Here is a 19821-nt window from a genome sequence, read left to right on the forward strand (position 1 = left end):
CGCTCCCGCCCTGTCAGAGGGGAGGGGCGGCCCGACGGGGGTCCGTGAGTACCGCTCGGTGCCGCTACTCCGCCGTGGCCGTGGCCGTGGCCGTGGCCGTGCCGGTGGCCGTGGCCGCCGACGCCGTCGGGGCGTGGGCCGCGGGCTTCGACTTCAGCGCGACCTCCTTGATGAACAGCACCAGGAGGAGCCCGAGCAGCGCGAACGGCGCCGCGTACAGGAAGACGTCGCCGACGCCGTGCCCGTACGCGGACTCGACGACCGTGCGGAACGGCGCGGGCAGCTTGTCGAGGTCGGGGATCCCGCCGCCGGCGGTGCCGCCGTGGCCCATCGCCGCCGCCTTCGGGCCGAGTTCGGCCAGCCCGTCCTTGACGTAGTGGGTGACCCGGTTCGCCATGACCGCGCCGAGTGCCGAGACGCCCATGGCGCCGCCGAGGGAGCGGAAGAAGGTGACGACCGAGCTGGCGGAGCCCAGGTCCTCGGGGGCCACCTGGTTCTGCGTGGCGAGGACGAGGTTCTGCATCATCATGCCGAGACCGAGACCGGTCAGCGCCATGTAGATCGCGATGTGCCAGTACGGGGTGTCGTACCGGAGGGTGCCCAGCAGCCCGAGACCGGCCGTCAGGAGGACGCCGCCGGAGACGAGCCAGGCCTTCCACCTACCGGTCTTGGTGATCACCTGACCGGAAACCGTGGAGGAGACGAAGAGCCCGCCGATCATCGGAATCGTGAGGATTCCGGACATCGTGGGGGACTCGTTGCGGGCCAACTGGAAGAACTGGCTGAAAAACACCGTGCCCGAGAACATCGCGATGCCGACGAACAGCGAGGCCGCCGAGGCGAGGGAGATGGTCTTGTTGCGGAACAGGCGCAGCGGGATGATCGGGTCGCTCGCCTTGGATTCGACGAGGAGGAAGAGCAGGCCAAGGAGGACGGCTCCGCCGGTCATCGCCGCGGTGGTCCAGGAGACCCAGCCGTACGAGTCGCCGGCCTGCGTGACCCAGATCAGGAGCAGGGAAACGGCCCCGCTGATCAGGAAGGCGCCGAGCCAGTCGACCTTGACGTCGCGGCGGACGACCGGGAGGTGCAGGGTCCGCTGGAGGACGATCAGGGCGATGATCGCGAACGGCACGCCGACGTAGAAGCACCAGCGCCAGCCGAGCCAGGAGGTGTCGGTGATGACGCCGCCGAGCAGCGGGCCGCCGACGGTGGCGACGGCGAAGACGGCGCCGAGGTAGCCGCTGTAGCGGCCGCGCTCGCGCGGGGAGATCATCGCGGCCATCACGATCTGGGCGAGGGCGGAGAGGCCGCCGACGCCGATGCCCTGGACGACGCGGCAGGCGATGAGCATGCCGGTGTTCTGGGACAGGCCCGCGACCACCGAGCCGAGGACGTAGATCACCAGGGATATCTGGACCAGCAGCTTCTTGCTGAAGAGGTCGGACAGCTTGCCCCAGAGCGGGGTCGCCGCGGTCATCGACAGCAGGGCGGCCGTGACGACCCAGGTGTACGAGGACTGCGTGCCGCCGAGGTCGCCGATGATCTGGGGCAGGGCGTTGGAGACGATCGTGGACGACAGGATCGCCACGAACATGCCGAGCATCAGCCCGGACAGCGCCTTCATGATCTGGGCGTGGGTCATGGGGGCGGAGGAGCCGGAGCCGGGAGGGGACGCGGGGTCGGACGTGGTCTCCGACCGGCTGCCTCCCTGCACACCGGTGGGTGCGGTGGTCGCCATGTGTTTCCTTCGGTCTAGAAGCTCGATCGGAGCCGGGTCAGCAAGGTGTTGAGTACGTCGATGTCGTGCGGGGACCAGTCGGCCAGGGCCTTTTCCAGCGCGCCGGTGTAGCGGGCGTCGACCTCGGCGAGGAGGGCGTGGCCGGCCGGGGTGAGCCGCAGGATGCGGCAGCGGCCGTCGCCGGGGTCGATGTCGCGGGTGATCCACCCGCGGTCGGCGACGTGGGCGACGTGGCGGCTGGTCACCGAGATGTCGATGGCCATGAGGTCGGCGAGGCGGCTGAGCCGCATTTCGCCGTGGCGGTCGAGCAGGGTGAGGACGGCGGCCGAGCCGGGCGGGCAGTCCGGGGGGAGCAGCCGGGCCAGGTCGCGTTTGACGGCGCCGATGCCGGTCAGCTGGCGGGCCAGCTCTTCGTAGCGGGTGGTGGGGGTGTGGGGCGTCTGTGCTGTGGGTGGTGCCGGTGGTGCCGGTGGCGCCTGCAGCGTCCGGGCTTCGGTGGTCACGGGGCTCCCTCCCCTCCTCATGTTGTTGCTTAGGGCAACCATAAGAGTGATTGGTTGCTACAGGCAAACGAATAGGGGGGTGCGGGCGGTAAAGGAATGGGAAAAGCCGCTAGGGTCCTGAGCCATGGCTGCGAACCACAACTCACAGGGACCCGAGGGCAACTACGACCCCGCGGGCAGCACTCAGATGTTCCGGGCGTTCGTCGAGGAGGCCGCGCCGACCGGGCCGGGGGCCGGGCCGGGGGCCGGGGCGGGGCCGGTGGCTCCGGGATCCCGGCGGCGGCAGGCCGCGGCGCAGAGCTCGGGGTCGAAGGCCGGGCTGTGGCTGGGGGTGGGGGTCGCCGCGGTGGTGCTGATCGGCCTGGTGGCCTGGCTGGCCCTGTAGCCGCCGGGGAGACAGGGGCGGGGCGCCGCCCCGCCTTCTCTCCCCGCCCCGCCTCCTCTCCAGGGCCGGCCTCCTCTCCCCGGCCGGCCCTTCCTCCGGTCGCCCCGGCGCGCCTACGTCCAGGTCGCCGTCGTGTTCCGGGTTTCCACGTGCATGCCCAGAGGGACTCGCCAGGACTCGACGCAGACCGTGCAGGTCCGCGTCTTCGTCGTGCCCCCGGGGATCGGGGCGGGGAGGGGCTGGGTCGTGGTGATCGTGGCCCAGTCGATGCCCAGCGCGCCGATGATGTGTGTCGCGAACGTGACCGTGCCGGAAGTGGCCGGTTTCGTTCCCGTGTTGGTGAACGCCACCGTGACCTTCTCGCACCAGCGGTCCGCCGCCTGCGTGCGGGTCGGCGGGCCCAGGGTCAGGCTCGCCGGCGTGGTGGGGGGCGTCGTCCCCGGGTCGGGTGCGGGGGGTTGCGGGGTGGGCGGTGCCTGCACCGGCGGGGGCTGGGGCGGCTGTGCGGTGCCGGGCGGGGTGGCCGGGGATCCGCCTCGGGCGGAGGCCGCCGGGCTCCTCGGATCCGGGGTACCGGGCGGCGTACTCCCCGTCTTCGAGGGAGGAGGGGGGCTCTCGGCCAGTCGTCGGAGCTCCACCGGGGACCGCGGCGGCACGTTGTCGCCCGCCCGGCGTTCCGGGCCCGGGGCCACGGCGCCCGCGGCCGCGTAGCCGTCACGTGCCGGGCCGCCGCATCCCGTCAGGCATGCGGCGGCCAGAGAGCAGCACAGGGTCATCAGGGTGAGCGTTCGGCGGTCCACTCGCATCGCCGTAGTTTTGCTGACCCTGCGTCAGGTGGGAACCCTTCCGGTCGCGGCTACTCGCCGATCAGGCCTACGCGCAGCTGTGCCAGCGTGCGCGTCAGCAGGCGGGAGACGTGCATCTGGGAGATGCCGACCTCCTCGCCGATCTGCGACTGCGTCATGTTCGCGAAGAACCGCAGCATGATGATCTGCCGTTCCCGGGGCGGGAGTTTGGCGAGCAGCGGCTTCAGCGACTCGCGGTACTCGACGCCCTCCAGCGCGGCGTCCTCGTACCCGAGCCGGTCCGCGAGCGAGCCCTCGCCGCCCTCGTCCTCGGGGGAGGGCGAGTCGAGCGAGGACGCGGTGTACGCGTTGCCGACGGCGAGGCCGTCGACGACGTCCTCCTCCGACACCCCGAGTACGGCGGCCAGTTCCGGCACCGTCGGCGAGCGGTCGAGCTTCTGGGCGAGCTCGTCGCTGGCCTTGGTGAGGGCGAGGCGCAGCTCCTGGAGGCGGCGCGGGACGCGCACGGACCAGGAGGTGTCCCTGAAGAATCGCTTGATCTCTCCCACGACGGTCGGCATCGCGAACGTCGGGAACTCCACGCCGCGTTCGCAGTCGAACCGGTCGATCGCCTTGATCAGGCCGATCGTGCCGACCTGGACGATGTCCTCCATCGGCTCGTTCCGGCTGCGGAAGCGGGCGGCCGCGTACCGGACCAGGGGCAGGTTCAGCTCGATCAGGGTGTCGCGTACGTACGCCCGGTCGGGGCTGTCCGCGTCCAGGGCGGCAAGTCGCTGGAAGAGGGAGCGGGAGAGGGTGCGGGTGTCGATGGCTTCCGAGCGGACAGGCGCTGCAGGCAGTGCAGGCGCTGCCGGCGCCGCGCTCTTGACGAGCGTGAGCACCTTGGAGCTGCCCTGGTCTACGGACATGCCACCCCCTTGAGGTCGCGGACGGTCGCGTACGGCGCGTCCGTCGGAGGAACGCAGCCTCCACCTGAATACCGGAGGCGGGGCTGCGGCAAACGCGGTTCCAGCAGAATGTCACATGTCGGCAACACGCTGTAGCGCCAAGTCGACATATATCTCCAGCGACAGAGCGGAATGAGCCCATTCTGTGGGAAACGGCGGAGCGAGCTCCACCCGTTTCAGCTACGCCTCGATCCTGTTTGCGGACCGGAGTCGGGCGAAGCTGCGGGCGAGCAGTCGCGAAACGTGCATTTGGGATACGCCGAGCTCCACGCTGATCTGGGACTGCGTCAGATTGTTGTAGTACCGCAGCAGCAGGATCCTTTGTTCACGTTCGGGCAGCTGTACGAGGAGGTGCCGGACGAGGTCGCGGTGCTCGACCCCGGCCAGCTCCGGGTCCTCGTAGCCGAGGCGGTCCAGCAGCCCCGGCAGCCCGTCGCCCTCCTGGGCGGCCTCCAGTGAGGTGGCGTGGTACGAGCGCCCGGCCTCGATGCAGGACAGCACCTCGTCCTCGGTGATCCGCAGCCGCTCGGCGATCTCGGGCGTGGTGGGCGTGCGCCCGTGCAGGGTGGTGAGGTCCTCGGTGGCCGCGTTCACCTGGACCCACAGCTCGTGGAGGCGGCGCGGCACGTGGACGGTGCGGACGTTGTCGCGGAAGTACCGCTTGATCTCGCCCACGACGGTCGGCATGGCGAACGTCGGGAACTGCACCCCGCGCTCCGGATCGAACCGGTCGATCGCGTTGATGAGGCCGATCGTGCCGACCTGGACCACGTCCTCCATCGGTTCGTTGCGGCTGCGGAAGCGGGCGGCCGCGTACCGGACGAGCGGGAGGTTCGCCTCGATGAGGGCCCCGCGCACCCGGTGGTGCTCGCTCGTCCCCGGCTGAAGGCCCTTCAGCTGGCCGAACAGGACCTGGGTGAGGGCCCGGGTGTCCGCGCCCCGGCTCTGCGGTCTCGGGGGCGCTGGAGGCTCCTCAGGGGGCTCCTGCCGAGGCGGAACCGGGGAGTCCTGGGGCTCCTGCTGGGGTGGCACCTGAGGCGCAGTACTGGCCGGCACGGTCACGCCACCCCTTCATGTCAACTCATCCGTCAAAAGCGGTCATAGCATCACAAGACATGTGCACTGTGTGCAAGCACCGCATATCGCCGTGTTGAGGGCAAGTTGGGCATAATGGGGTGTTTTGGACTGGGCTGTGCGAGGGGGTGCGGGAACGCGAAAGCCCCCCACTCGCCGGAGTGGGGGGCCGGTCGTTCGGAAGGCCGCGTCAGCGTACGGGCTCAGCGCACCAATTCGGTCATGAACGCGCCGATGCCGTGGGCTGCGTCCGATATGCCCTGGAAGCCTATTTTGACGATGTCTGCCGCTTTGACCGGCTGGGTGATGATCACGAAGAGCACGAACACGACGAGCCCACCCATGATCATCTTCTTGGTGTCCATGAGCGGTGTCGGCCTCCCCAAACCGGTCCTGCTGAGTCGGGTGAGTCTAACCGTTCGTCTTCGGACACTCACCCGGCCTTTATGGACCAATGGCCCGGCCGTCCGGGCCCTTTGCCGCAGTACGGGCGGGTGGGGGTGGCGCAGTATTGAAGACGAGCCCACCGGTTCTGGCAGGAAATCGGTGGGTGAGGGACAGGACCTCACTGCGGGGTCCGAGCCGCAAGCTTCCCCCTGACTGCGGTTCGGACTGGCAGGTTCCGTCCTCGTCGGGGGAAGTGGTTTGTCCCCCCGATGCCACTTCCCCCGCCCGTACGTCGAAGGCCCCGACCCCGGTCGGGGCCTTCTTCGGCTTCCGCCGCGGTCCCGGACCTCCGCGGCTACTGGATGGCGCCGAGCAGGCCCAGGACGGGCTCCACGGGGGCGATCACGGGCGCCAGGTCGTTCGGCAGCTCCGTCACCCGACCGAGCTTGTCCAGCTCGTTGAGCTTTCCGCCGATCTCCTGGACGGAGCCGGGTGTGGCCCCCTTCGGCATGCCCGGGGCCGCCTGCGGCAGGTCCGGGAGGGTGATCGGGGCCGGAGTGGCGGCGGAGGCGGCGGGAGCGGCGAGGCCCGCGGCGGCCCCCGCGAGGGCGAAGGCGGCGAGCATGCGCTGGGTCTTGGTCATGCCGTGACAACGGCCGAGCGGGGCGGGCGGTCACGCGGGCGTCATCCGTAAAGACGCGTCGGGGCCCGTCGGGACCCGACGGAACCGGTCGGGACGTCCTGCCCCATCCCTTGCCGCGACGTCCCGGGAAAACGCCGGAAGCCCCGTCCCTTGCGGGGCGGGGCTTCCGAACGAAGCGGTAGTGGAGGGATTTGAACCCCCGATGGGTTGCCCCATACTCGCTTTCGAGGCGAGCTCCTTCGGCCACTCGGACACACTACCGAGATGGATCCTAGCCTAAGGATCGGCATCAAATGAAATCGATACCGCCGAGCTCCCTCAGCGGTCCCGGAAGAAGTCCGTCAGCTGCCGCGCGCACTCCTGCGCGAGCACGCCGCGGATCACCTCCGGACGGTGGTTGAGCCTGCGGTCCCGTACGAGGTCCCAGAGCGACCCCGCGGCACCCGCCTTCTCGTCGTCGGCGCCGTAGACGACCCGGGCCACCCGCGACTGCACGAGCGCGCCCGCGCACATCACGCACGGCTCCAGGGTCACCACGAGGGTGCACCCCGGAAGCCGCCATTCCCCGAGCCGGGCGGCCGCCCGGCGCAGCGCCAGCACCTCGGCGTGCGCCGTGGGGTCGCCGGTGGCCTCGCGCTCGTTGTACCCGGTGGCGAGGAGCCCGCCGTCCGGGCCCAGCACGACGGCGCCGACCGGCACGTCGCCGGCCGGCACCGCCCGGGCGGCCTCCGCGAGCGCGAGGCGCATGGAGTCCCGCCACGGGTCCCGTACGGGATCGGGGTCGTGCAGGGGGTGGTGCGTGGTGATCACTAGCGGACGGCCTCCAGCACCTCGGTGGCGCCGAGGGAGTCGGCGATCTCCGAGAGGGCGTCCCCGTCGAGGGTCATCAGTTGTTTGTTGCTGACGCCGAGGTCGTCCAGCAGCCGGGGGTCGCCGAGCGGGCCGGCGGGTACCGGTTCCGCGCCGGGCGAGTCCTCCTCGTCCTCGTCGTCGCCATCCGTGAACGCGGCGATCGTCTCCTCCTCGCCGTCCTCGGTGCCGTCAAGGTCCAGTTCGTCGAGTTCGTCGTCCTCCTCGTCGCTGCCCAGCAGCTCGTCGGTGAGCATCGAGCCGTAGGAGCTGCGGGAGGCCGCCGAGGCGTTCGATACGAAGTACCGCGGGTCCTCCTCGCCGTCCACGCGGACGACGCCGAACCAGGCGTCCTCCTGCTCGATGAGGGCGACCACCGTGTCGTCGTCGACAGCGGCGGCACGGGCGAGATCGATCAGATCACTGAGGGACTCGACGTCGTCGAGTTCCATGTCGCTCGCTTCCCACCCGTCTTCGGTGCGCGCGAGCAGTGCGGCGAAATACACCGTGACTCTCCCACTGGTCAATAGGCGTGCCGGTTGGAGGTCCCCCCGGCCGGAGGTGGGGAGGGTTGGAACGGCTGTCCTGCTCGCCGTTCGTGCCCCGCCCAATCGGCATCGTGGCAGAAAGCGCGGCTTTGCGAGAGGTCTTCGGCGCTTGCGTCGTCCCGTGCCGTGCGCTCCGCGGGTTGTACGGGGGCTGCCGGGGCGCGCCGTGGCGGCCTCGCGGGGCCCCGCGATCCCGCCCGCAGCCTCGGCGCGGCGCCGGTGCTCCGAGGCTCCGGGCGGGCGGGATTCGCCTTCGGCCGGGGCTACCAGCGGAACGTACGCATGCGCATCTGCTGGCGCATGCGGGCCGCGCGGGCGCGGCGGGGCTGGACGCGGTCGCGCAGGGCCTGCGCCTCCATCAGGTCGCGCAGGAACTGCGCCCTGCGCGCTCTGCGCTGCGCCGCCGTCTCCGGCTGCGGCGCGTCGTTCTCTCGGCTCGGCTTCGTGTCGGGCATCCGCCACCACCCCGGCTGGTCCGGTAGTCCTCCTCCGCCGGCGCGAAGCAGACCCCCCGCACCCCACCTTCCCCCGGACGGGGCGGTTGATGCCACCTCTTCGCTTCCCCTTTGCGCAGCCCCTTCGCAGCTCAGAAGGGTTGTCACTCGTCGTCCGACAGGGTCGGGACCACCGCCACCGGGCCGTGCGCGTGGTGGAGCACCGCGTGCGCCACCGAGCCGATCATCAGGGACCCGACGCTGCGCCGCGGGTGATGGCGGCCCACCACCACCAGTGCCGCCGACCGGGAGGCCGTCACCAGCTGCTCCGCCGCGTCGCCCGGGACCGCCGCCTGCTCCACCGGCACCTGCGTCCACCGGGCCCGGAACGGCGCCAGCCGCTCCGTCTGGGAGCGCAGCATCTCCCGCTCCGCCGGCACCGCGTTCCCGTCGTCGGCCAGGCCCTCCGGCGGGATCACCTGGAAGGGGTTGTCCACCACCATGACCGGCGCCGGCGGGATCGCGTACGCCGAGACCACCTGGACGGTGGTCCCCCGTGCGGCGGCTTCCGCGAAGGCGAAGGCCACCACGTCGTCCGCCGTCTCCGCGGCGTGCAGGCCGAGCACCACCCGCCCGGCGGACTGCCCGGCCCCCGCTTCGGCGCTGCGCGCCGCGTGGGGAACGACCACCACCGGGAAGGCCGCCGTGGAGGCCACGGCGCGGCTGTTCGACCCGAGCAGCAGGGCGGCGAAGCCGCCGCGGCCCCGGGAGCCCATCACCAGCATCAGGGACTCCTCCCCGGTCACCCGCAGGGCCTCCGGCACGGAGCCCTCCAGCGCCTCGTACCGCACCTCGGCCGGCAGCTCGGGGGCGCCGGCGAGGATGTCCCGTACGTGTTCGCCGACGGGGTCGGCGTTCTCCTTCGGCTGCGAGGGGTCGGCGAGGGAGGAGCGGCGCGCCGCGTACAGCTGGACGCTGTCGGGCAGCACGTGCGCGACCACGAGCGGGCTGCCGTGCCGCAGGGCCTCGGTCCGCGCCCATTCCAGCGCTTTGAGGCTGTGCTCGGACCCGTCGACCGCCACGACCACCGGTGCGTTGCTCATCCGTCCAGCGTGCTGGGCGTCCGGGCGGGTCGCATCCGCAGGGATCCGCGACGATCCGCGGGCGGTGAGGCGGGTTCGGACGCAGGGGGGTGCGCGCACCGCGTAGCCTTTTGACCGTGGGTCGCGAAAAAGTGCGGCCGTTTTTGCAGGTCGCAGGTCGAAACCCGGCAGCTGAGCCTTGGAGGATGTTGTGCGTTTGCAGGTCGTCGATCACCCCTTGGTGGCGCACAAACTGACCACCCTGCGCGACAAGCGCACCGATTCCCCCACCTTCCGTCGGCTCGCCGACGAGCTGGTGACCCTCCTCGCGTACGAGGCCACCCGCGATGTGCGCACCGAGCAGGCCGACATCGTCACCCCGGTCGGCCCGACCACCGGCGTGAAGCTCTCGCACCCGCGCCCGCTGGTCGTGCCGATCCTGCGCGCCGGCCTCGGCATGCTGGACGGCATGATGCGGCTGCTGCCGACCGCCGAGGTGGGCTTCATGGGCATGGTCCGCAACGAGGAGACCCTGGAGGCCTCCACGTACGCGACGCGCATGCCGGAGGACCTCTCCGGGCGGCAGGTCTACGTCGTCGACCCGATGCTCGCCACCGGCGGCACGCTCGTCGCGGCGATCCAGGAACTGATCAAGCGCGGCGCCGACGACGTCACCGCCGTGGTGCTGCTGGCCGCGCCCGAGGGCGTCGAGGTCATGGAGCGCGACCTCGCGGGCACCCCGGTGACGGTCGTGACGGCCGCGGTGGACGAGCGGCTCAACGAGCACGGCTACATCGTTCCGGGCCTGGGCGACGCGGGCGACCGCATGTACGGCTCGGCCGAGTAGGGGCCGGCGACGACGCACGAAACAGCCGGCCGCCCCGGAAGGGGCGGCCGGCTGTTTCGCGTTCGGCGGTTCGGCGGTTCGGCGGACCAGCGGTTCGGCAGTTCAGGAGTTCAGGAGTTCGGCGGATCAGCGCGTTCAGCAGGTCTTGGCGGGGGCCGGCTGCGGGTTGGCCAGCAGGTACAGCTCCTTGTCCGCCGCCTCCTTCGGGCTGAGGTCCTTGAAGGCGTCGCCGAGGATCAGGTCGATGTCCGCGCCCTCCCGAGCGTCGGTCTGCTGCGTATCGCCTTCGAGCTGGGTGCCCAGCACGGAGAAGGCCGCCTTGTCGGTCTTGGGCGAGCCGAGCAGTATCCCCGTCCCGGGGACCTTCTTGTCGAAGTCGGCGGGTGCGTTGCCGACCTTGCCGATGGTGAAGCCGCGTTTCTTCAGCTCGTCGCCGACCGCCTTGGCGAGCCCCGCGCGCGGGGTCGCGTTGTAGACGTTGACCGTGATCTCGCCGGGCTGCGGCAGGGCCACGGCCGGCTTGGCGGCGGCGGGGCTGGCGGCCGCCGCGGCGCCCGCCCTGGGCTTCGGGGTCGCGCAGTCCTTGCCGGCGGCGCTCTGGTGTTTGCCGCCGGCGCCCTCGCCGCGGAACACGTTCATGAGCTGCACGGATCCGTAGCCGAGCAGGGCCAGACCGAGGACTGCTCCGAGCACGGTGAGGACGATCCGGCGGCGCCGCCGCGGTGGCCTCATACGGGGGTAGGAAGCACCCGTGACGCGGTACTTTCCGCCCATGCCGGGGGGAGTGAGCATGCTCATGGGCGCAGCGTAATACCGCCCGCCTGCGATGCCCACCAAATGATCTGTTGATAGGGCAAGACCGACCCGAAAGGCGCAATTCTCCCGAACCGGAAGCCCAAGGGAGGCCCGGGCGGAAGCCTTTCGCGGCCTCGCCTACGGCGTGTCCCGGCTCAGTAGTCCATTTCGAGGACGCGCGCGTGCAGCACCTGGCGCTGCTGAAGGGCCGCGCGCACGGCGCGGTGCAGCCCGTCCTCCAGGTACAGGTCGCCCTGCCACTTCACGACGTGGGCGAAGAGGTCCCCGTAGAACGTCGAGTCCTCCGCGAGCAGCGTCTCGAGGTCCAGCTGCCCCTTGGTCGTCACCAACTGGTCGAGCCGGACCGGGCGCGGGGCGACATCCGCCCACTGCCGGGTGGTTTCCCTGCCGTGGTCGGGGTACGGCCGCCCGTTTCCGATGCGCTTGAAGATCACACGGAAAGCCTACCGGGCCGGTGCCTGCGGGCGCAGCCTTGCCAAGCCGGTGCAAAAGTGGCAGGCAGGGCTATTTCGGGAGTGATGTATGAGCGAGAGCACCGACCCCGCGTCCCCGGCCGACCAGATCGCCGCCGGGTACGCCTTCACCGGACCCGCGCTCGAACTGGGTGCCCTGCTCTGGGACGGGGCCTGCCTGCCGGACCGGCAGATCCGCATCCCGCTGTCGATGCTCAACCGCCACGGCCTGGTCGCGGGCGCCACCGGCACCGGCAAGACGAAGACCCTCCAGCTCATCGCCGAGCAGCTGTCGGCGGGCGGCGTTCCGGTGTTCCTCGCCGACATCAAGGGCGACGTGTCGGGGATTTCGGTGCCGGGCACGGCCAACGACAAGATCGCGGAACGGGCGAAGGAAGTCGGCCGGCCGTGGGAGGCCGCCGGATTCCCGAGCGAGTTCTATTCGCTGGGCGGGATCGGACCGGGCATTCCGCTCCGGGCCACCGTGACGAGTTTCGGCCCGGTGCTGATGTCGAAGGTGCTCCGGCTCAACCAGACCCAGGAGCAGTCGCTCGGCCTGATCTTCCACTATGCCGACACCAAGGGACTGGAGCTGATCGACCTCAAGGACCTGCGGGCCGTCGTCGCCTTCCTCGTCTCCGACCAGGGGAAAGCCGAGCTCAAGGGCATCGGCGGGCTGTCCGCGGTGACGGCCGGGGTGATCCTGCGCGCCCTGACCGCCTTCGAGCAGCAGGGCGCCTCGGAGTTCTTCGGCGAGCCGGAATTCGACACCGCTGAATTCCTGCGGACCGCCGCCGACGGGCGCGGTCTGGTCTCCGTACTGGAACTCCCGGCGGTCCAGGACAAGCCGCAGCTCTTCTCCACCTTCCTGATGTGGCTGCTGGCCGACCTCTACACCGACCTGCCGGAAGTCGGGGACCTGGAGCGGCCGAAGCTCGTCTTCTTCTTCGACGAGGCCCATCTGCTCTTCAACGGCGCCTCGAAGGCCTTCCTGGAGTCCATCACCCAGACCGTGCGGCTGATCCGATCGAAGGGCATCGGCGTCTTCTTCGTGACGCAGACCCCCAAGGACGTGCCGGCGGACGTGCTCGCACAGCTCGGCAACCGGGTGCAGCACGCGCTGCGCGCCTTCACCCCCGACGACGCGAAGGCGCTGAAGGCCACCGTGAAGACCTTCCCGAACTCCGCGTACGACCTGGAGGAGCTGCTGACCCAGCTCGGGACGGGCGAGGCGGTGATCACCGTACTCAGCGAGAAGGGCGCCCCGACCCCCGTGGCGGCGACCCGGCTGCGCGCCCCGCAGTCGCTGATGGGCCCGATCGACGCGGCGGCCCTCGACGCGGCGGTGAAGTCCTCGCTCCTCTACTCGCGGTACGCGGAGCCGGTCGACCGGGAGTCGGCGTACGAGAAGATCAGCGCCGAGCAGGCCGCGGCCGAAGCGGCGGCGGAGGCGGCCGCCGCCGAGGCGGAGGCCGGGAAGCAGGCCAAGGAGGCGGCCAAGGCGACGCGCAGCGCGCCGAAGCCGGATCCCTCGCTCGCCCAGCAGGTGGTCGGGAGCGGGCTGTTCCGCTCGCTGGCCCGCTCGATCGGGACCCAGCTGGGGCGGGAGATCTCGCGCTCGATCTTCGGGACGGCGAAGCGGCGCAGATGAAGCCCCCACCGGCCGCCACCGCTTGATACGTGACGGATTCCGGCGGCCGGATCCCCCGCCGGGGTGCCGCCGGGGGCCCCGGCGCTGACAGACTTCGGCCCATGCGGACCGAACTCACCGACACCACGTCCAGCAAGATCGACCGGGCCCTGCTCGATGCCCGCCGGGCCGTCGGCAGCCCGACGATGGGCCTGGTGCTGACGCTCGTCATAGCGACCGACGAGGAGAACGCGTACGACGCCGTCCGCGCGGCCTCGGAGGCCGCGCGCGAACACCCCTGCCGCATCATCGTGGTGATCAAGCGCACCTCGCGCGGCTCGCACAAGCTCCGCCAGACCCGCCTGGACGCCGAGCTGCGCGTCGGCTCGGACGCCGGGACCGGGGAGATCGTGCTGCTGCGCCTGCACGGGGCGCTCAACGAGCAGGCGGGCTCGGTCGTCCTCCCGCTGCTGGTGCCGGACGCGCCGGTGGTGGCGTGGTGGCCGGCCGACGCCCCCGCCGACACGGCGCGGGATCCGCTCGGCGCGCTCGCGCAGCGCCGGATCACGGACGCGGAGGCCACCGCCGACCCGGTGGCGGAACTGGACCGGCGGGCCGCCTCGTACGCCCCCGGGGACACCGACCTCTCCTGGACCCGGCTCACGCCGTGGCGGGCGCTGCTGGCCGCCGCGGTGGACCAGAAGCCGCTGCCGGTGACGGGCGCGGCGGTGGAGAGCGAGGCCGACAACCCGAGCGCCGAGCTGCTGGCGCGCTGGCTGGGGGACCGGCTCGGGGTTCCGGTGGAGCGGGTCGCCACGGACGGGCCCGTGATCACCCGGGTCCGGCTGGCCACCAGGGAGGGCGAGATCACGGTGGACCGTCCCGACGGGGCGCTGGCCACGCTGATCCTGCCGGGCAGCCCCGACCGCACGGTGGCCCTGAAGATCCGCAGCATGGCCGAGCTGATCTCGGAGGAGCTGCGGCGCCTGGACGCGGACGAGGTCTACGCGTCGGCGCTGCGGGCGCGCCCCGCCCAAGCCCTGGCTTCGCTTTAGCCCTTCTCCGCCTTGGCGGCCTTGGCCGCCGCCTTCATCTCCTGTTTGTGCGCCCGCACCTTCGCCAGGGACTCCGGCCCGGTGATGTCCGCCGCCGAGCGGTAGACGTTCGCCGGGCCGTAGCCGCCGGCGGCCTCGCGCCAGCCCTTGGGGCGCACGCCGAGCTGCTTGCCCAGCAGCGCCAGGAAGATCTGGGCCTTCTGCTCGCCGAAGCCGGGCAGTTCCCTGAGCCGCTTCAGCAGCTCCTGCCCGGTGGCCACGCCACGCCAGACGGCCTCGGCGTCCCCGTCGTAGTGCTCCACCAGGTACGCGCACAGCTGCTGCACCCGCTTCGCCATCGACCCGGGGTAGCGGTGCACGGCCGGCTTCTCGGAGAGCAGCGCGGCGAAGGCCTCGGGGTCGGCGGCGGCGATGGCGTGGGCGTCCAGGTCGTCCGCCCCCATCCGCCGGGCGATCGTGTACGGGCCCGAGAACGCCCACTCCATCGGAACCTGCTGGTCGAGCAGCATGCCGACGAGCGCGGCGAGCGGGCTGCGGCCGAGGAGCTCGTCGGCCTCCGGCTGCTGGGCCAGCCGCATCGTGATGTCCATGGATCCAGCCTCCCGCCTGGCCGCCCTCCCCGCGCGGTCGGCGCACCGCGGGCCTAGCGTGAGAACCGCGCAAAACCGACGAAACGACACAGGAGTCGATCGATCATGGCTGAGTTCCCGGAAGGCGCTCCGTGCTGGGTGGACGCGATGTTCAAGGACGTGGAGGGGGCCAAGACCTTCTACTCCGACGTGCTGGGCTGGACCTTCGGCGAGTCGTCCAGCGAGTACGGCAACTACACGCAGGCCTACTCCGACGGCAAGGCGGTGGCGGCCGTCGTGCCGCCCATGCCGGGCGCCGACGCCCCGTCGCAGTGGTGTCTGTACTTCGCCTCGCCCGACGCGGCGGCCACCGCCGAGAAGATCAAGTCGGCCGGCGGCCAGCTGATGATGGAGCCGATGCAGGTCGGCACCTTCGGCACGATGGCCATCGCGAAGGAGCCGAGCGGCGCGGTCTTCGGCGTCTGGCAGCCGGGCGAGCACAAGGGCTTCGAGAAGATCGGCGAGCCGGGCGCGTACTCCTGGGCGGAGGTCTTCACCCGTGACCCGGCCAAGGCGGACGGGTTCCTCTCGCAGGTCTTCCCGTACGAGGCCCAGACGATGGAGCCCGGCGACGACCCCGAGATGGCCGGGATGGACTTCAGGATCTACAGCGTCGGCGGCAAGGAGAACCCGGTCCTCGGCCGGATGAAGATGGGCGACGAGTTCCCGCCGGAGATTCCCCCGTACGTCCAGGTCTACTTCGGGGTCCCGGACTGCGACGAGGCCGTGGCCAAGGCCAAGAAGCACGGCGGCGCCCTCCACTTCGGCCCGATGGACAGCCCCTTCGGCCGCTTCGCGGCGCTGACGGACCAGCAGGGCGCGGCCTTCGCGGTGATCGACATGTCGAAGACGACGGGCGAGATGCCGAAGATGTCGGACGCGTAGCCGTCCCCCTCCGGGGCCGGGCGGGGTCACCTCTCGACGGGTGGCCCCGTCCGCGTGCATCCGGGGCAGGTGCCGGGGGCGGGTGCGCGGAAGGCGAGGTCGCACTTCTCGCAGCTCTGGAAGGGGTCCGGCGGAACGAAGGGGGCTCTGCGGGGGAGCGGGGTCAGGTCGGGCGGGAGCTGGGCGGTCAGCCGGTGGGCGATCAGGCCGGGCGGGTTGCGGGGGTGCTCCGGGAGGTTCGCCGTGAGGGCGCCGGTCACCGCTTGATGGGTGGCCCCGCGTTCCAGCCAGGCCTCGACGCCGCCCGCGAGGCGCTGGACGTCCCGTTCGCCGAGGAGCAGGCGGGGGTCGGCCCGGCGGAGTTCGGCGAGGAGCTCCTCGGCCAGCCGCCTGCGGGCCGGGTTGTGCGGGTTGCGGGGCAACGGGAGGGACGCCGCCGGGGGCGGCGGGCCGGAGTCCGGTGCGGGTGCGGGCGGCGGTACGGGCGCCGGTTCGGGCCTCGGTTCCGGTGCCGGTCGGGGCGCCGGTTCGGGCTTCGGCTCCGGCAGGGTGACGGCCTTCGGGGCGTTGCAGAACACCGTACGGGTGACGATCCGCCCGTCCGGGAGCTTCTCCTGGAGCCGCCGCAGGTACCCGTACGCCTCCAGCTCGCCCAGCGCCTTGCCGATCGCCTTCTCGCCGAGGGGCAGCTGCCTGGCCAGGGCTTTGATGCCGACCGGGGTGCCGCGGGGCACGGACTGGATGTACGAGGCGAGGGCCCGCGCGTTCATCGACAAGTGCGGATGCCGGATCAGGTCGTTGCTGACCACGGTGAAATTGCGGGTCTGCCGGACGCTGTCGTGTTGAACGCCGTACGCGGCCCGCGAGGGCGCGTTAGAGTGCTGGAAAGCCATCGGGAAGTTGGATCCTTCTCGTGGTCAGGCCCTCGTCGGGATTGCGAGTCCCGGCGGGGGCTGCCTTGTGTCCGGAGTAGTCGCGGCGAGCATATGCCAGGCAACCGGTATGAAATCCAGCCGAGTTGGGATCTTTCACCCGTGTGAGTGAGCGCTGCTCCGGGGAGGCTGGAGGGGTTGGGCAGGAGTTTCTTTCTCTTGGTTCTTCCAAAGACAAAGCGTCGTGCCGCACCGGGTCGCGCCCGGGCGCGACCCGCCCGCGGGGGCGGCTCGCACGAACGTCCACGACTTTGTCCAAAGCTGTCGAGACTGCCTCAACGCGAGTGACGGGTAAGGCGCGTTGAGGAGGTGGGTGCGCATGGGCGTGGACGTGGACGGTGACGGCACGGAAGAGCACAGCTGGTCCGTGGACCCCGAGGACGAACAGGGTGCGGCGGTGGTCGCGGCCCTCGGCCGGCAGATGCGGGCGCGGAGGGAAGCGCTGGGGATGCGGGTCGGCGACCTGGCGGCGGCGATCCAGTACGGCGAGGCCCTGATCTACAAGGTCGAGGGCGGCAAGCGGATCGCCAAGCCGGAGTATTTGGACAAGGTCGACGAGGCGTTGAAGGCCGGGGGCCTGATCCGGGCCATGCGGGAGGACCTGGGGCGGGTTCGGTACCCGAAGAAGGTTCGGGAGCTGGCGAGGATGGAGGGAAAGGCCGTCGAAATAGGGGCCTACAGCATTCACAACATCCACGGCTTGCTTCAGACGGACCACTACGCGCGGACCTTGTTCGAGGCGCGGAAGCCCGCCTACTCGCGGAGTGAGGTGGAGCGGTTTCTCGCGGCCCGGATGGCTCGACGTTCTGTCTTCGAGCGGGACCCCGGCCCGGCCATCAGTCTTGTCCAGGAGGAGGCGACGCTGCGCCGCCGGATCGGGGGCACAATGGTATGGCGGGAGCAGCTCGAACGACTGCTGGTAGTAGCTCAGTTGCGCAATGTCGAGCTGCAAGTCGTGACGATCGACTGTGAGTCTCACGCCGGACTGGACGGCGGGATCGAGCTGCTGAAATTCGGCGACGGCACAGCGGTAGGGCGCTCCGAAGGAGCCTTCAACGGGAGGCCGGTCTCCCACCCGAAACAGCTCCAGATCCTTGAGCTGCGGTATGGGATGATCCGAGCCCAAGCTCTCTCGCCTCGGGAGTCCCGGGCGTTCATCGAGCACATGCTGGGAGAGACATGATCCACGAGCTGGAATGGTTCAAGAGCAGCTACAGCAGCGGCCCTGAAGGCGACTCCTGCGTCGAGGTGGCGTGGGTCAAGAGCAGCTACAGCGATGGCAGCGAAGGCGACTCCTGCGTCGAGGTGGCGGCCTGCCCCGAAGCCGTCCGCGTGCGGGATTCCAAGGTGCTCGACGGGCCCCAGCTGGCGCTCACGCCGCAGGCCTGGGCCGGCTTCGTCTCGTACGCGCGCGACGTCAGGCCTTGTTGACGGCGGTGTGGGAGGCCGCGCGGTAGCAGCGGGAGCTGACGGAGAAGTCGAGCGTCGGCTCCAACGCCTCCGTGCGGGCGGTGACCGTCACCGAGAAGTGTTCGGTCTCGTTCGAGGCCTGGATCTCGGGGCTGTCCTTACTGATCTTCCAGCCGTTCCCGCCCAGCGCCTTCCGCAGGTTCTGCATGCCGGCGTCGTACTGGTCACTCGTCATGCCGCCCACCGACCAGCGGTGCTCCAGGGCGTACAGGTCTTGGCCGTACTCGTCGCAGACCACGACGCTCATGCCCATGCCGGGCTCGGTGACCTTGCCCTTGATCCCGGCCAGCTCCAGCAGGCGGGCGGAGACCTCCCTCGTCTTCGCACGCGCGGGGTCGGGATCCATCCGCTCCGGCGTGTAGGGGAGCTCCATGATGTTCGAACACCCCACGGACAGCGCCAGCAGCGAAGCGAAGACGACCGTGGCGGCACGTCCCGTACGACGTGCCCGGCCGGAGTGTCCTGTTGCTGGAATTCGTCGCATCATCCGCTTCTCCGGGAAAGACCGGTGCACCGGCCCGTCCCCCGGTGGCACCCGGCCCTGACCGTACCCCTGGCGGCCTGAGCGCCACCGCTCGCCCCGGCCGACCGGGCACGCGAAGGCCGGGCGGTACGGGCGGCAGTTGACCCGGGCGCGTGCACGAAAGCGCAGAGGCGAGCCGCCCGGGTGGTTCCGGGTGGCGGATGAGATGGGTCGAACGCACGCCGGCGTGATCGCTCGTACCGTCGATCTTGCGCGGCTCCCCCGGGCCGCGCGAGGTCACTACCGAAGAGGTCGAACACCCCATGAGCCTGAGCATCCGCAACCAGATCGCCGGAACCGTCACCGCCGTCACCACCGGCGAGGCCATGGCCACGGTCAAGGTCCGTCTGGAAGGCGGCCAGGACATCACCGCCGCCATCACCGCCGACGCCGTCAAGGATCTGGGCATCGCCGAGGGTTCCGCGGTGAAGGCGCTCGTCAAGGCCACGGAGGTGGCGCTGGCCACCGGCTCCGTCGAGGGCATCAGCATCCGCAACCAGCTGGCCGGAACCGTCTCCGACATCGCCACCGGTGGCGCCATGGCCTCGGTCAAGGTGGACGTGAACGGCGGCGGGCTGACCGCCGCCATCACCAAGGACGCCGTCGAGGAGCTCGGCCTGGCCGCCGGGTCCTCCGTCGTCGCGCTGATCAAGTCCACCGAGATCTCGCTCGCGACCGCCTGAGTCCCCGGTCAGAGCCCCAGGTTCGGCGGCGACAGCGAGCCGAACCACACGTGCGTGACGGCGCTGACGTAGCGCGCCCCGCACCGGTCCGTCGGGACCACCAGCTGTGCGCCCGCCTCGTCGAGGTCCTCCCCGTCGAGGCGGGTCGCCAGCAGCACCGGGCTGTCGCCGAAGTCGACGTCGAGCTCGGCCCAGGACAGGACGGTGTGGTGCCCGTCCCCGCCGCTGACCGCCAGCAGGAAGCGGCTGCGGTCCTTGCGCCGCCGCGCGTCGAAGGACGGCCCGGCGTCCGCGACCACGTCACGCAGCAGGGCGCCTTCGAAGACATGGTGCTGCGGACCGTTCGTCGCGCAGTCGAACGTGACCGCGGCCCGGTGCTGTACCCAGTCCCGCAGGTCCGCGACGCTCAGGGTCGCCGGGTGGTCCAGATCTCCGTGCAGCATGAGTTTGGCCATGGGGCGATTGTGCCCGGGGCCTGTCATTCCGGAACCTCATCTGCAAGG

At 70.9% G+C, this 19821-nt stretch carries 25 protein-coding genes and 1 tRNA gene; 8 read left to right on the forward strand and 18 right to left on the reverse strand.

Annotated elements, in window-relative coordinates; translation table 11 throughout:
* Positions 1-64: 64 nt before the first annotated feature.
* Together ACFXGI_RS09825 and ACFXGI_RS09830 are read right to left on the reverse strand one after the other, a co-directional pair.
* On the reverse strand, positions 65-1738 hold the full coding sequence (locus ACFXGI_RS09825; protein ID WP_384704900.1) for an MDR family MFS transporter: 1674 nt from the start codon (positions 1736-1738) through the stop codon (positions 65-67).
* A 14-nt stretch (positions 1739-1752) separates the two neighbouring features.
* Positions 1753-2145, reverse strand: a complete 393-nt coding sequence (locus ACFXGI_RS09830; RefSeq protein WP_384704939.1) for a MarR family winged helix-turn-helix transcriptional regulator — start codon at positions 2143-2145, stop codon at positions 1753-1755.
* Positions 2146-2365: 220 nt separating this feature from the next.
* On the opposite strand from ACFXGI_RS09830, the gene ACFXGI_RS09835 reads away from it, so the two are divergent.
* Positions 2366-2626, forward strand: a complete 261-nt coding sequence (locus ACFXGI_RS09835) for a hypothetical protein (protein ID WP_384704901.1) — start codon at positions 2366-2368, stop codon at positions 2624-2626.
* A gap of 113 nt (positions 2627-2739) precedes the next feature.
* Here ACFXGI_RS09835 and ACFXGI_RS09840 read toward each other — a convergent pair whose 3' ends face one another.
* The 10 genes from ACFXGI_RS09840 to ACFXGI_RS09885 all read right to left on the reverse strand — a co-directional run bounded on the left by ACFXGI_RS09840 (position 2740) and on the right by ACFXGI_RS09885 (position 9417).
* Positions 2740-3426 carry a hypothetical protein gene (locus tag ACFXGI_RS09840; RefSeq protein WP_384704902.1) on the reverse strand — a complete coding sequence of 229 codons (687 nt, stop codon included), beginning with the start codon at positions 3424-3426 and terminating at the stop codon, positions 2740-2742.
* 56 nt (positions 3427-3482) lie between these two features.
* The gene (locus ACFXGI_RS09845) at positions 3483-4340 is read right to left on the reverse strand and encodes an RNA polymerase sigma factor SigF (RefSeq protein ID WP_384704903.1); all 858 of its coding nucleotides are present in this window, start codon (positions 4338-4340) and stop codon (positions 3483-3485) included.
* A 219-nt stretch (positions 4341-4559) separates the two neighbouring features.
* Positions 4560-5435 carry an RNA polymerase sigma factor SigF gene (locus tag ACFXGI_RS09850; RefSeq protein WP_384704904.1) on the reverse strand — a complete coding sequence of 292 codons (876 nt, stop codon included), beginning with the start codon at positions 5433-5435 and terminating at the stop codon, positions 4560-4562.
* 221 nt (positions 5436-5656) lie between these two features.
* On the reverse strand, positions 5657-5818 hold the full coding sequence (locus ACFXGI_RS09855) for a hypothetical protein (protein ID WP_159046037.1): 162 nt from the start codon (positions 5816-5818) through the stop codon (positions 5657-5659).
* 377 nt (positions 5819-6195) lie between these two features.
* A complete protein-coding gene (locus ACFXGI_RS09860; RefSeq protein WP_384704905.1) occupies positions 6196-6483 on the reverse strand; it encodes a hypothetical protein in 288 nt (95 codons plus the stop codon).
* Between the two features lie 176 nt (positions 6484-6659).
* A tRNA-Ser gene (locus ACFXGI_RS09865) sits at positions 6660-6744 on the reverse strand.
* A 57-nt stretch (positions 6745-6801) separates the two neighbouring features.
* Positions 6802-7230 carry a tRNA adenosine(34) deaminase TadA gene (gene tadA, locus ACFXGI_RS09870; protein ID WP_384704940.1) on the reverse strand — a complete coding sequence of 143 codons (429 nt, stop codon included), beginning with the start codon at positions 7228-7230 and terminating at the stop codon, positions 6802-6804.
* Between the two features lie 62 nt (positions 7231-7292).
* Entirely contained in the window at positions 7293-7838 is a 546-nt protein-coding gene (locus ACFXGI_RS09875; RefSeq protein WP_384704906.1) for a hypothetical protein, read from the reverse strand.
* Positions 7839-8143: 305 nt separating this feature from the next.
* The gene (locus ACFXGI_RS09880) at positions 8144-8335 is read right to left on the reverse strand and encodes a hypothetical protein (RefSeq protein WP_384704907.1); all 192 of its coding nucleotides are present in this window, start codon (positions 8333-8335) and stop codon (positions 8144-8146) included.
* Positions 8336-8478: 143 nt separating this feature from the next.
* Positions 8479-9417 (reverse strand): universal stress protein, encoded by a 939-nt coding sequence (locus ACFXGI_RS09885; RefSeq protein WP_384704908.1) that lies wholly within the window; start codon positions 9415-9417, stop codon positions 8479-8481.
* Positions 9418-9607: 190 nt separating this feature from the next.
* Between ACFXGI_RS09885 and upp the strand changes: the two genes are divergently transcribed.
* The gene (gene upp / locus ACFXGI_RS09890) at positions 9608-10243 is read left to right on the forward strand and encodes a uracil phosphoribosyltransferase (protein WP_030160225.1); all 636 of its coding nucleotides are present in this window, start codon (positions 9608-9610) and stop codon (positions 10241-10243) included.
* 135 nt (positions 10244-10378) lie between these two features.
* Here the strand turns inward: upp and ACFXGI_RS09895 are convergent, their stop codons facing one another.
* Entirely contained in the window at positions 10379-11041 is a 663-nt protein-coding gene (locus ACFXGI_RS09895) for a LytR C-terminal domain-containing protein (RefSeq protein ID WP_384704909.1), read from the reverse strand.
* Positions 11042-11193: 152 nt separating this feature from the next.
* Positions 11194-11493, reverse strand: a complete 300-nt coding sequence (locus ACFXGI_RS09900) for a type II toxin-antitoxin system VapB family antitoxin (RefSeq protein ID WP_030160221.1) — start codon at positions 11491-11493, stop codon at positions 11194-11196.
* A gap of 88 nt (positions 11494-11581) precedes the next feature.
* Between ACFXGI_RS09900 and ACFXGI_RS09905 the strand changes: the two genes are divergently transcribed.
* Both ACFXGI_RS09905 and opcA read left to right on the forward strand, forming a co-directional pair.
* Positions 11582-13162, forward strand: a complete 1581-nt coding sequence (locus ACFXGI_RS09905) for a helicase HerA-like domain-containing protein (protein WP_384704910.1) — start codon at positions 11582-11584, stop codon at positions 13160-13162.
* A gap of 101 nt (positions 13163-13263) precedes the next feature.
* Positions 13264-14196 carry a glucose-6-phosphate dehydrogenase assembly protein OpcA gene (gene opcA, locus ACFXGI_RS09910; protein WP_384704911.1) on the forward strand — a complete coding sequence of 311 codons (933 nt, stop codon included), beginning with the start codon at positions 13264-13266 and terminating at the stop codon, positions 14194-14196.
* On the opposite strand, the gene ACFXGI_RS09915 is transcribed toward opcA, so the two are convergent.
* A complete protein-coding gene (locus tag ACFXGI_RS09915; RefSeq protein ID WP_384704912.1) occupies positions 14193-14786 on the reverse strand; it encodes an HhH-GPD-type base excision DNA repair protein in 594 nt (197 codons plus the stop codon). The two genes, opcA and ACFXGI_RS09915, sit on opposite strands and share 4 nt — an antisense overlap.
* Positions 14787-14891: 105 nt before the next feature.
* On the opposite strand from ACFXGI_RS09915, the gene ACFXGI_RS09920 reads away from it, so the two are divergent.
* Positions 14892-15710 carry a VOC family protein gene (locus ACFXGI_RS09920; RefSeq protein ID WP_384704913.1) on the forward strand — a complete coding sequence of 273 codons (819 nt, stop codon included), beginning with the start codon at positions 14892-14894 and terminating at the stop codon, positions 15708-15710.
* Between the two features lie 26 nt (positions 15711-15736).
* Here ACFXGI_RS09920 and ACFXGI_RS09925 read toward each other — a convergent pair whose 3' ends face one another.
* Positions 15737-16603: a helix-turn-helix domain-containing protein gene (locus ACFXGI_RS09925; protein ID WP_384704914.1), complete on the reverse strand. Its 867-nt coding sequence runs from the start codon at positions 16601-16603 to the stop codon at positions 15737-15739.
* 358 nt (positions 16604-16961) lie between these two features.
* On the opposite strand from ACFXGI_RS09925, the gene ACFXGI_RS09930 reads away from it, so the two are divergent.
* Positions 16962-17825, forward strand: coding sequence for a helix-turn-helix domain-containing protein (locus tag ACFXGI_RS09930; protein WP_384704915.1), 864 nt, complete (start codon positions 16962-16964; stop codon positions 17823-17825).
* Positions 17822-18073: a DUF397 domain-containing protein gene (locus ACFXGI_RS09935; protein WP_384704916.1), complete on the forward strand. Its 252-nt coding sequence runs from the start codon at positions 17822-17824 to the stop codon at positions 18071-18073. Before ACFXGI_RS09930 ends, ACFXGI_RS09935 begins: the two co-directional genes overlap by 4 nt.
* On the opposite strand, the gene ACFXGI_RS09940 is transcribed toward ACFXGI_RS09935, so the two are convergent.
* Complete coding sequence (locus ACFXGI_RS09940; protein ID WP_384704917.1) at positions 18060-18485, reverse strand: hypothetical protein; 426 nt, start codon at positions 18483-18485, stop codon at positions 18060-18062. The two genes, ACFXGI_RS09935 and ACFXGI_RS09940, sit on opposite strands and share 14 nt — an antisense overlap.
* A 413-nt stretch (positions 18486-18898) precedes the next feature.
* Between ACFXGI_RS09940 and ACFXGI_RS09945 the strand changes: the two genes are divergently transcribed.
* Positions 18899-19318, forward strand: a complete 420-nt coding sequence (locus ACFXGI_RS09945) for a molybdopterin-binding protein (RefSeq protein ID WP_384704918.1) — start codon at positions 18899-18901, stop codon at positions 19316-19318.
* 8 nt (positions 19319-19326) lie between these two features.
* Here ACFXGI_RS09945 and ACFXGI_RS09950 read toward each other — a convergent pair whose 3' ends face one another.
* A complete protein-coding gene (locus tag ACFXGI_RS09950; protein ID WP_384704919.1) occupies positions 19327-19773 on the reverse strand; it encodes a molybdopterin-dependent oxidoreductase in 447 nt (148 codons plus the stop codon).
* Positions 19774-19821 lie beyond the last annotated feature (48 nt).

It is taken from the genome of Streptomyces sp. NPDC059355, assembly GCF_042752335.1.
Classification (GTDB): Bacteria; Actinomycetota; Actinomycetes; order Streptomycetales; family Streptomycetaceae; genus Streptomyces.

Bases quoted from the DNA above. Each gene is read 5' to 3' on its own strand.
- ACFXGI_RS09880 (WP_384704907.1), bottom strand. From the start codon at position 8,335: ATGCCCGACACGAAGCCGAGCCGAGAGAACGACGCGCCGCAGCCGGAG.
- opcA (WP_384704911.1), top strand. From the start codon at position 13,264: ATGCGGACCGAACTCACCGACACCACGTCCAGCAAGATCGACCGGGCC.
- ACFXGI_RS09930 (WP_384704915.1), top strand. From the start codon at position 16,962: ATGGGCGTGGACGTGGACGGTGACGGCACGGAAGAGCACAGCTGGTCC.
- ACFXGI_RS09925 (WP_384704914.1), bottom strand. From the start codon at position 16,603: ATGGCTTTCCAGCACTCTAACGCGCCCTCGCGGGCCGCGTACGGCGTT.
- ACFXGI_RS09885 (WP_384704908.1), bottom strand. From the start codon at position 9,417: ATGAGCAACGCACCGGTGGTCGTGGCGGTCGACGGGTCCGAGCACAGC.
- ACFXGI_RS09920 (WP_384704913.1), top strand. From the start codon at position 14,892: ATGGCTGAGTTCCCGGAAGGCGCTCCGTGCTGGGTGGACGCGATGTTC.
- ACFXGI_RS09895 (WP_384704909.1), bottom strand. From the start codon at position 11,041: ATGAGCATGCTCACTCCCCCCGGCATGGGCGGAAAGTACCGCGTCACG.
- ACFXGI_RS09905 (WP_384704910.1), top strand. From the start codon at position 11,582: ATGAGCGAGAGCACCGACCCCGCGTCCCCGGCCGACCAGATCGCCGCC.
- ACFXGI_RS09935 (WP_384704916.1), top strand. From the start codon at position 17,822: ATGATCCACGAGCTGGAATGGTTCAAGAGCAGCTACAGCAGCGGCCCT.
- tadA (WP_384704940.1), bottom strand. From the start codon at position 7,230: ATGCGCCTCGCGCTCGCGGAGGCCGCCCGGGCGGTGCCGGCCGGCGAC.
- ACFXGI_RS09835 (WP_384704901.1), top strand. From the start codon at position 2,366: ATGGCTGCGAACCACAACTCACAGGGACCCGAGGGCAACTACGACCCC.
- ACFXGI_RS09860 (WP_384704905.1), bottom strand. From the start codon at position 6,483: ATGACCAAGACCCAGCGCATGCTCGCCGCCTTCGCCCTCGCGGGGGCC.
- ACFXGI_RS09855 (WP_159046037.1), bottom strand. From the start codon at position 5,818: ATGGACACCAAGAAGATGATCATGGGTGGGCTCGTCGTGTTCGTGCTC.
- ACFXGI_RS09950 (WP_384704919.1), bottom strand. From the start codon at position 19,773: ATGGCCAAACTCATGCTGCACGGAGATCTGGACCACCCGGCGACCCTG.
- ACFXGI_RS09940 (WP_384704917.1), bottom strand. From the start codon at position 18,485: ATGGAGCTCCCCTACACGCCGGAGCGGATGGATCCCGACCCCGCGCGT.
- ACFXGI_RS09915 (WP_384704912.1), bottom strand. From the start codon at position 14,786: ATGGACATCACGATGCGGCTGGCCCAGCAGCCGGAGGCCGACGAGCTC.
- ACFXGI_RS09845 (WP_384704903.1), bottom strand. From the start codon at position 4,340: ATGTCCGTAGACCAGGGCAGCTCCAAGGTGCTCACGCTCGTCAAGAGC.
- ACFXGI_RS09945 (WP_384704918.1), top strand. From the start codon at position 18,899: ATGAGCCTGAGCATCCGCAACCAGATCGCCGGAACCGTCACCGCCGTC.
- ACFXGI_RS09825 (WP_384704900.1), bottom strand. From the start codon at position 1,738: ATGGCGACCACCGCACCCACCGGTGTGCAGGGAGGCAGCCGGTCGGAG.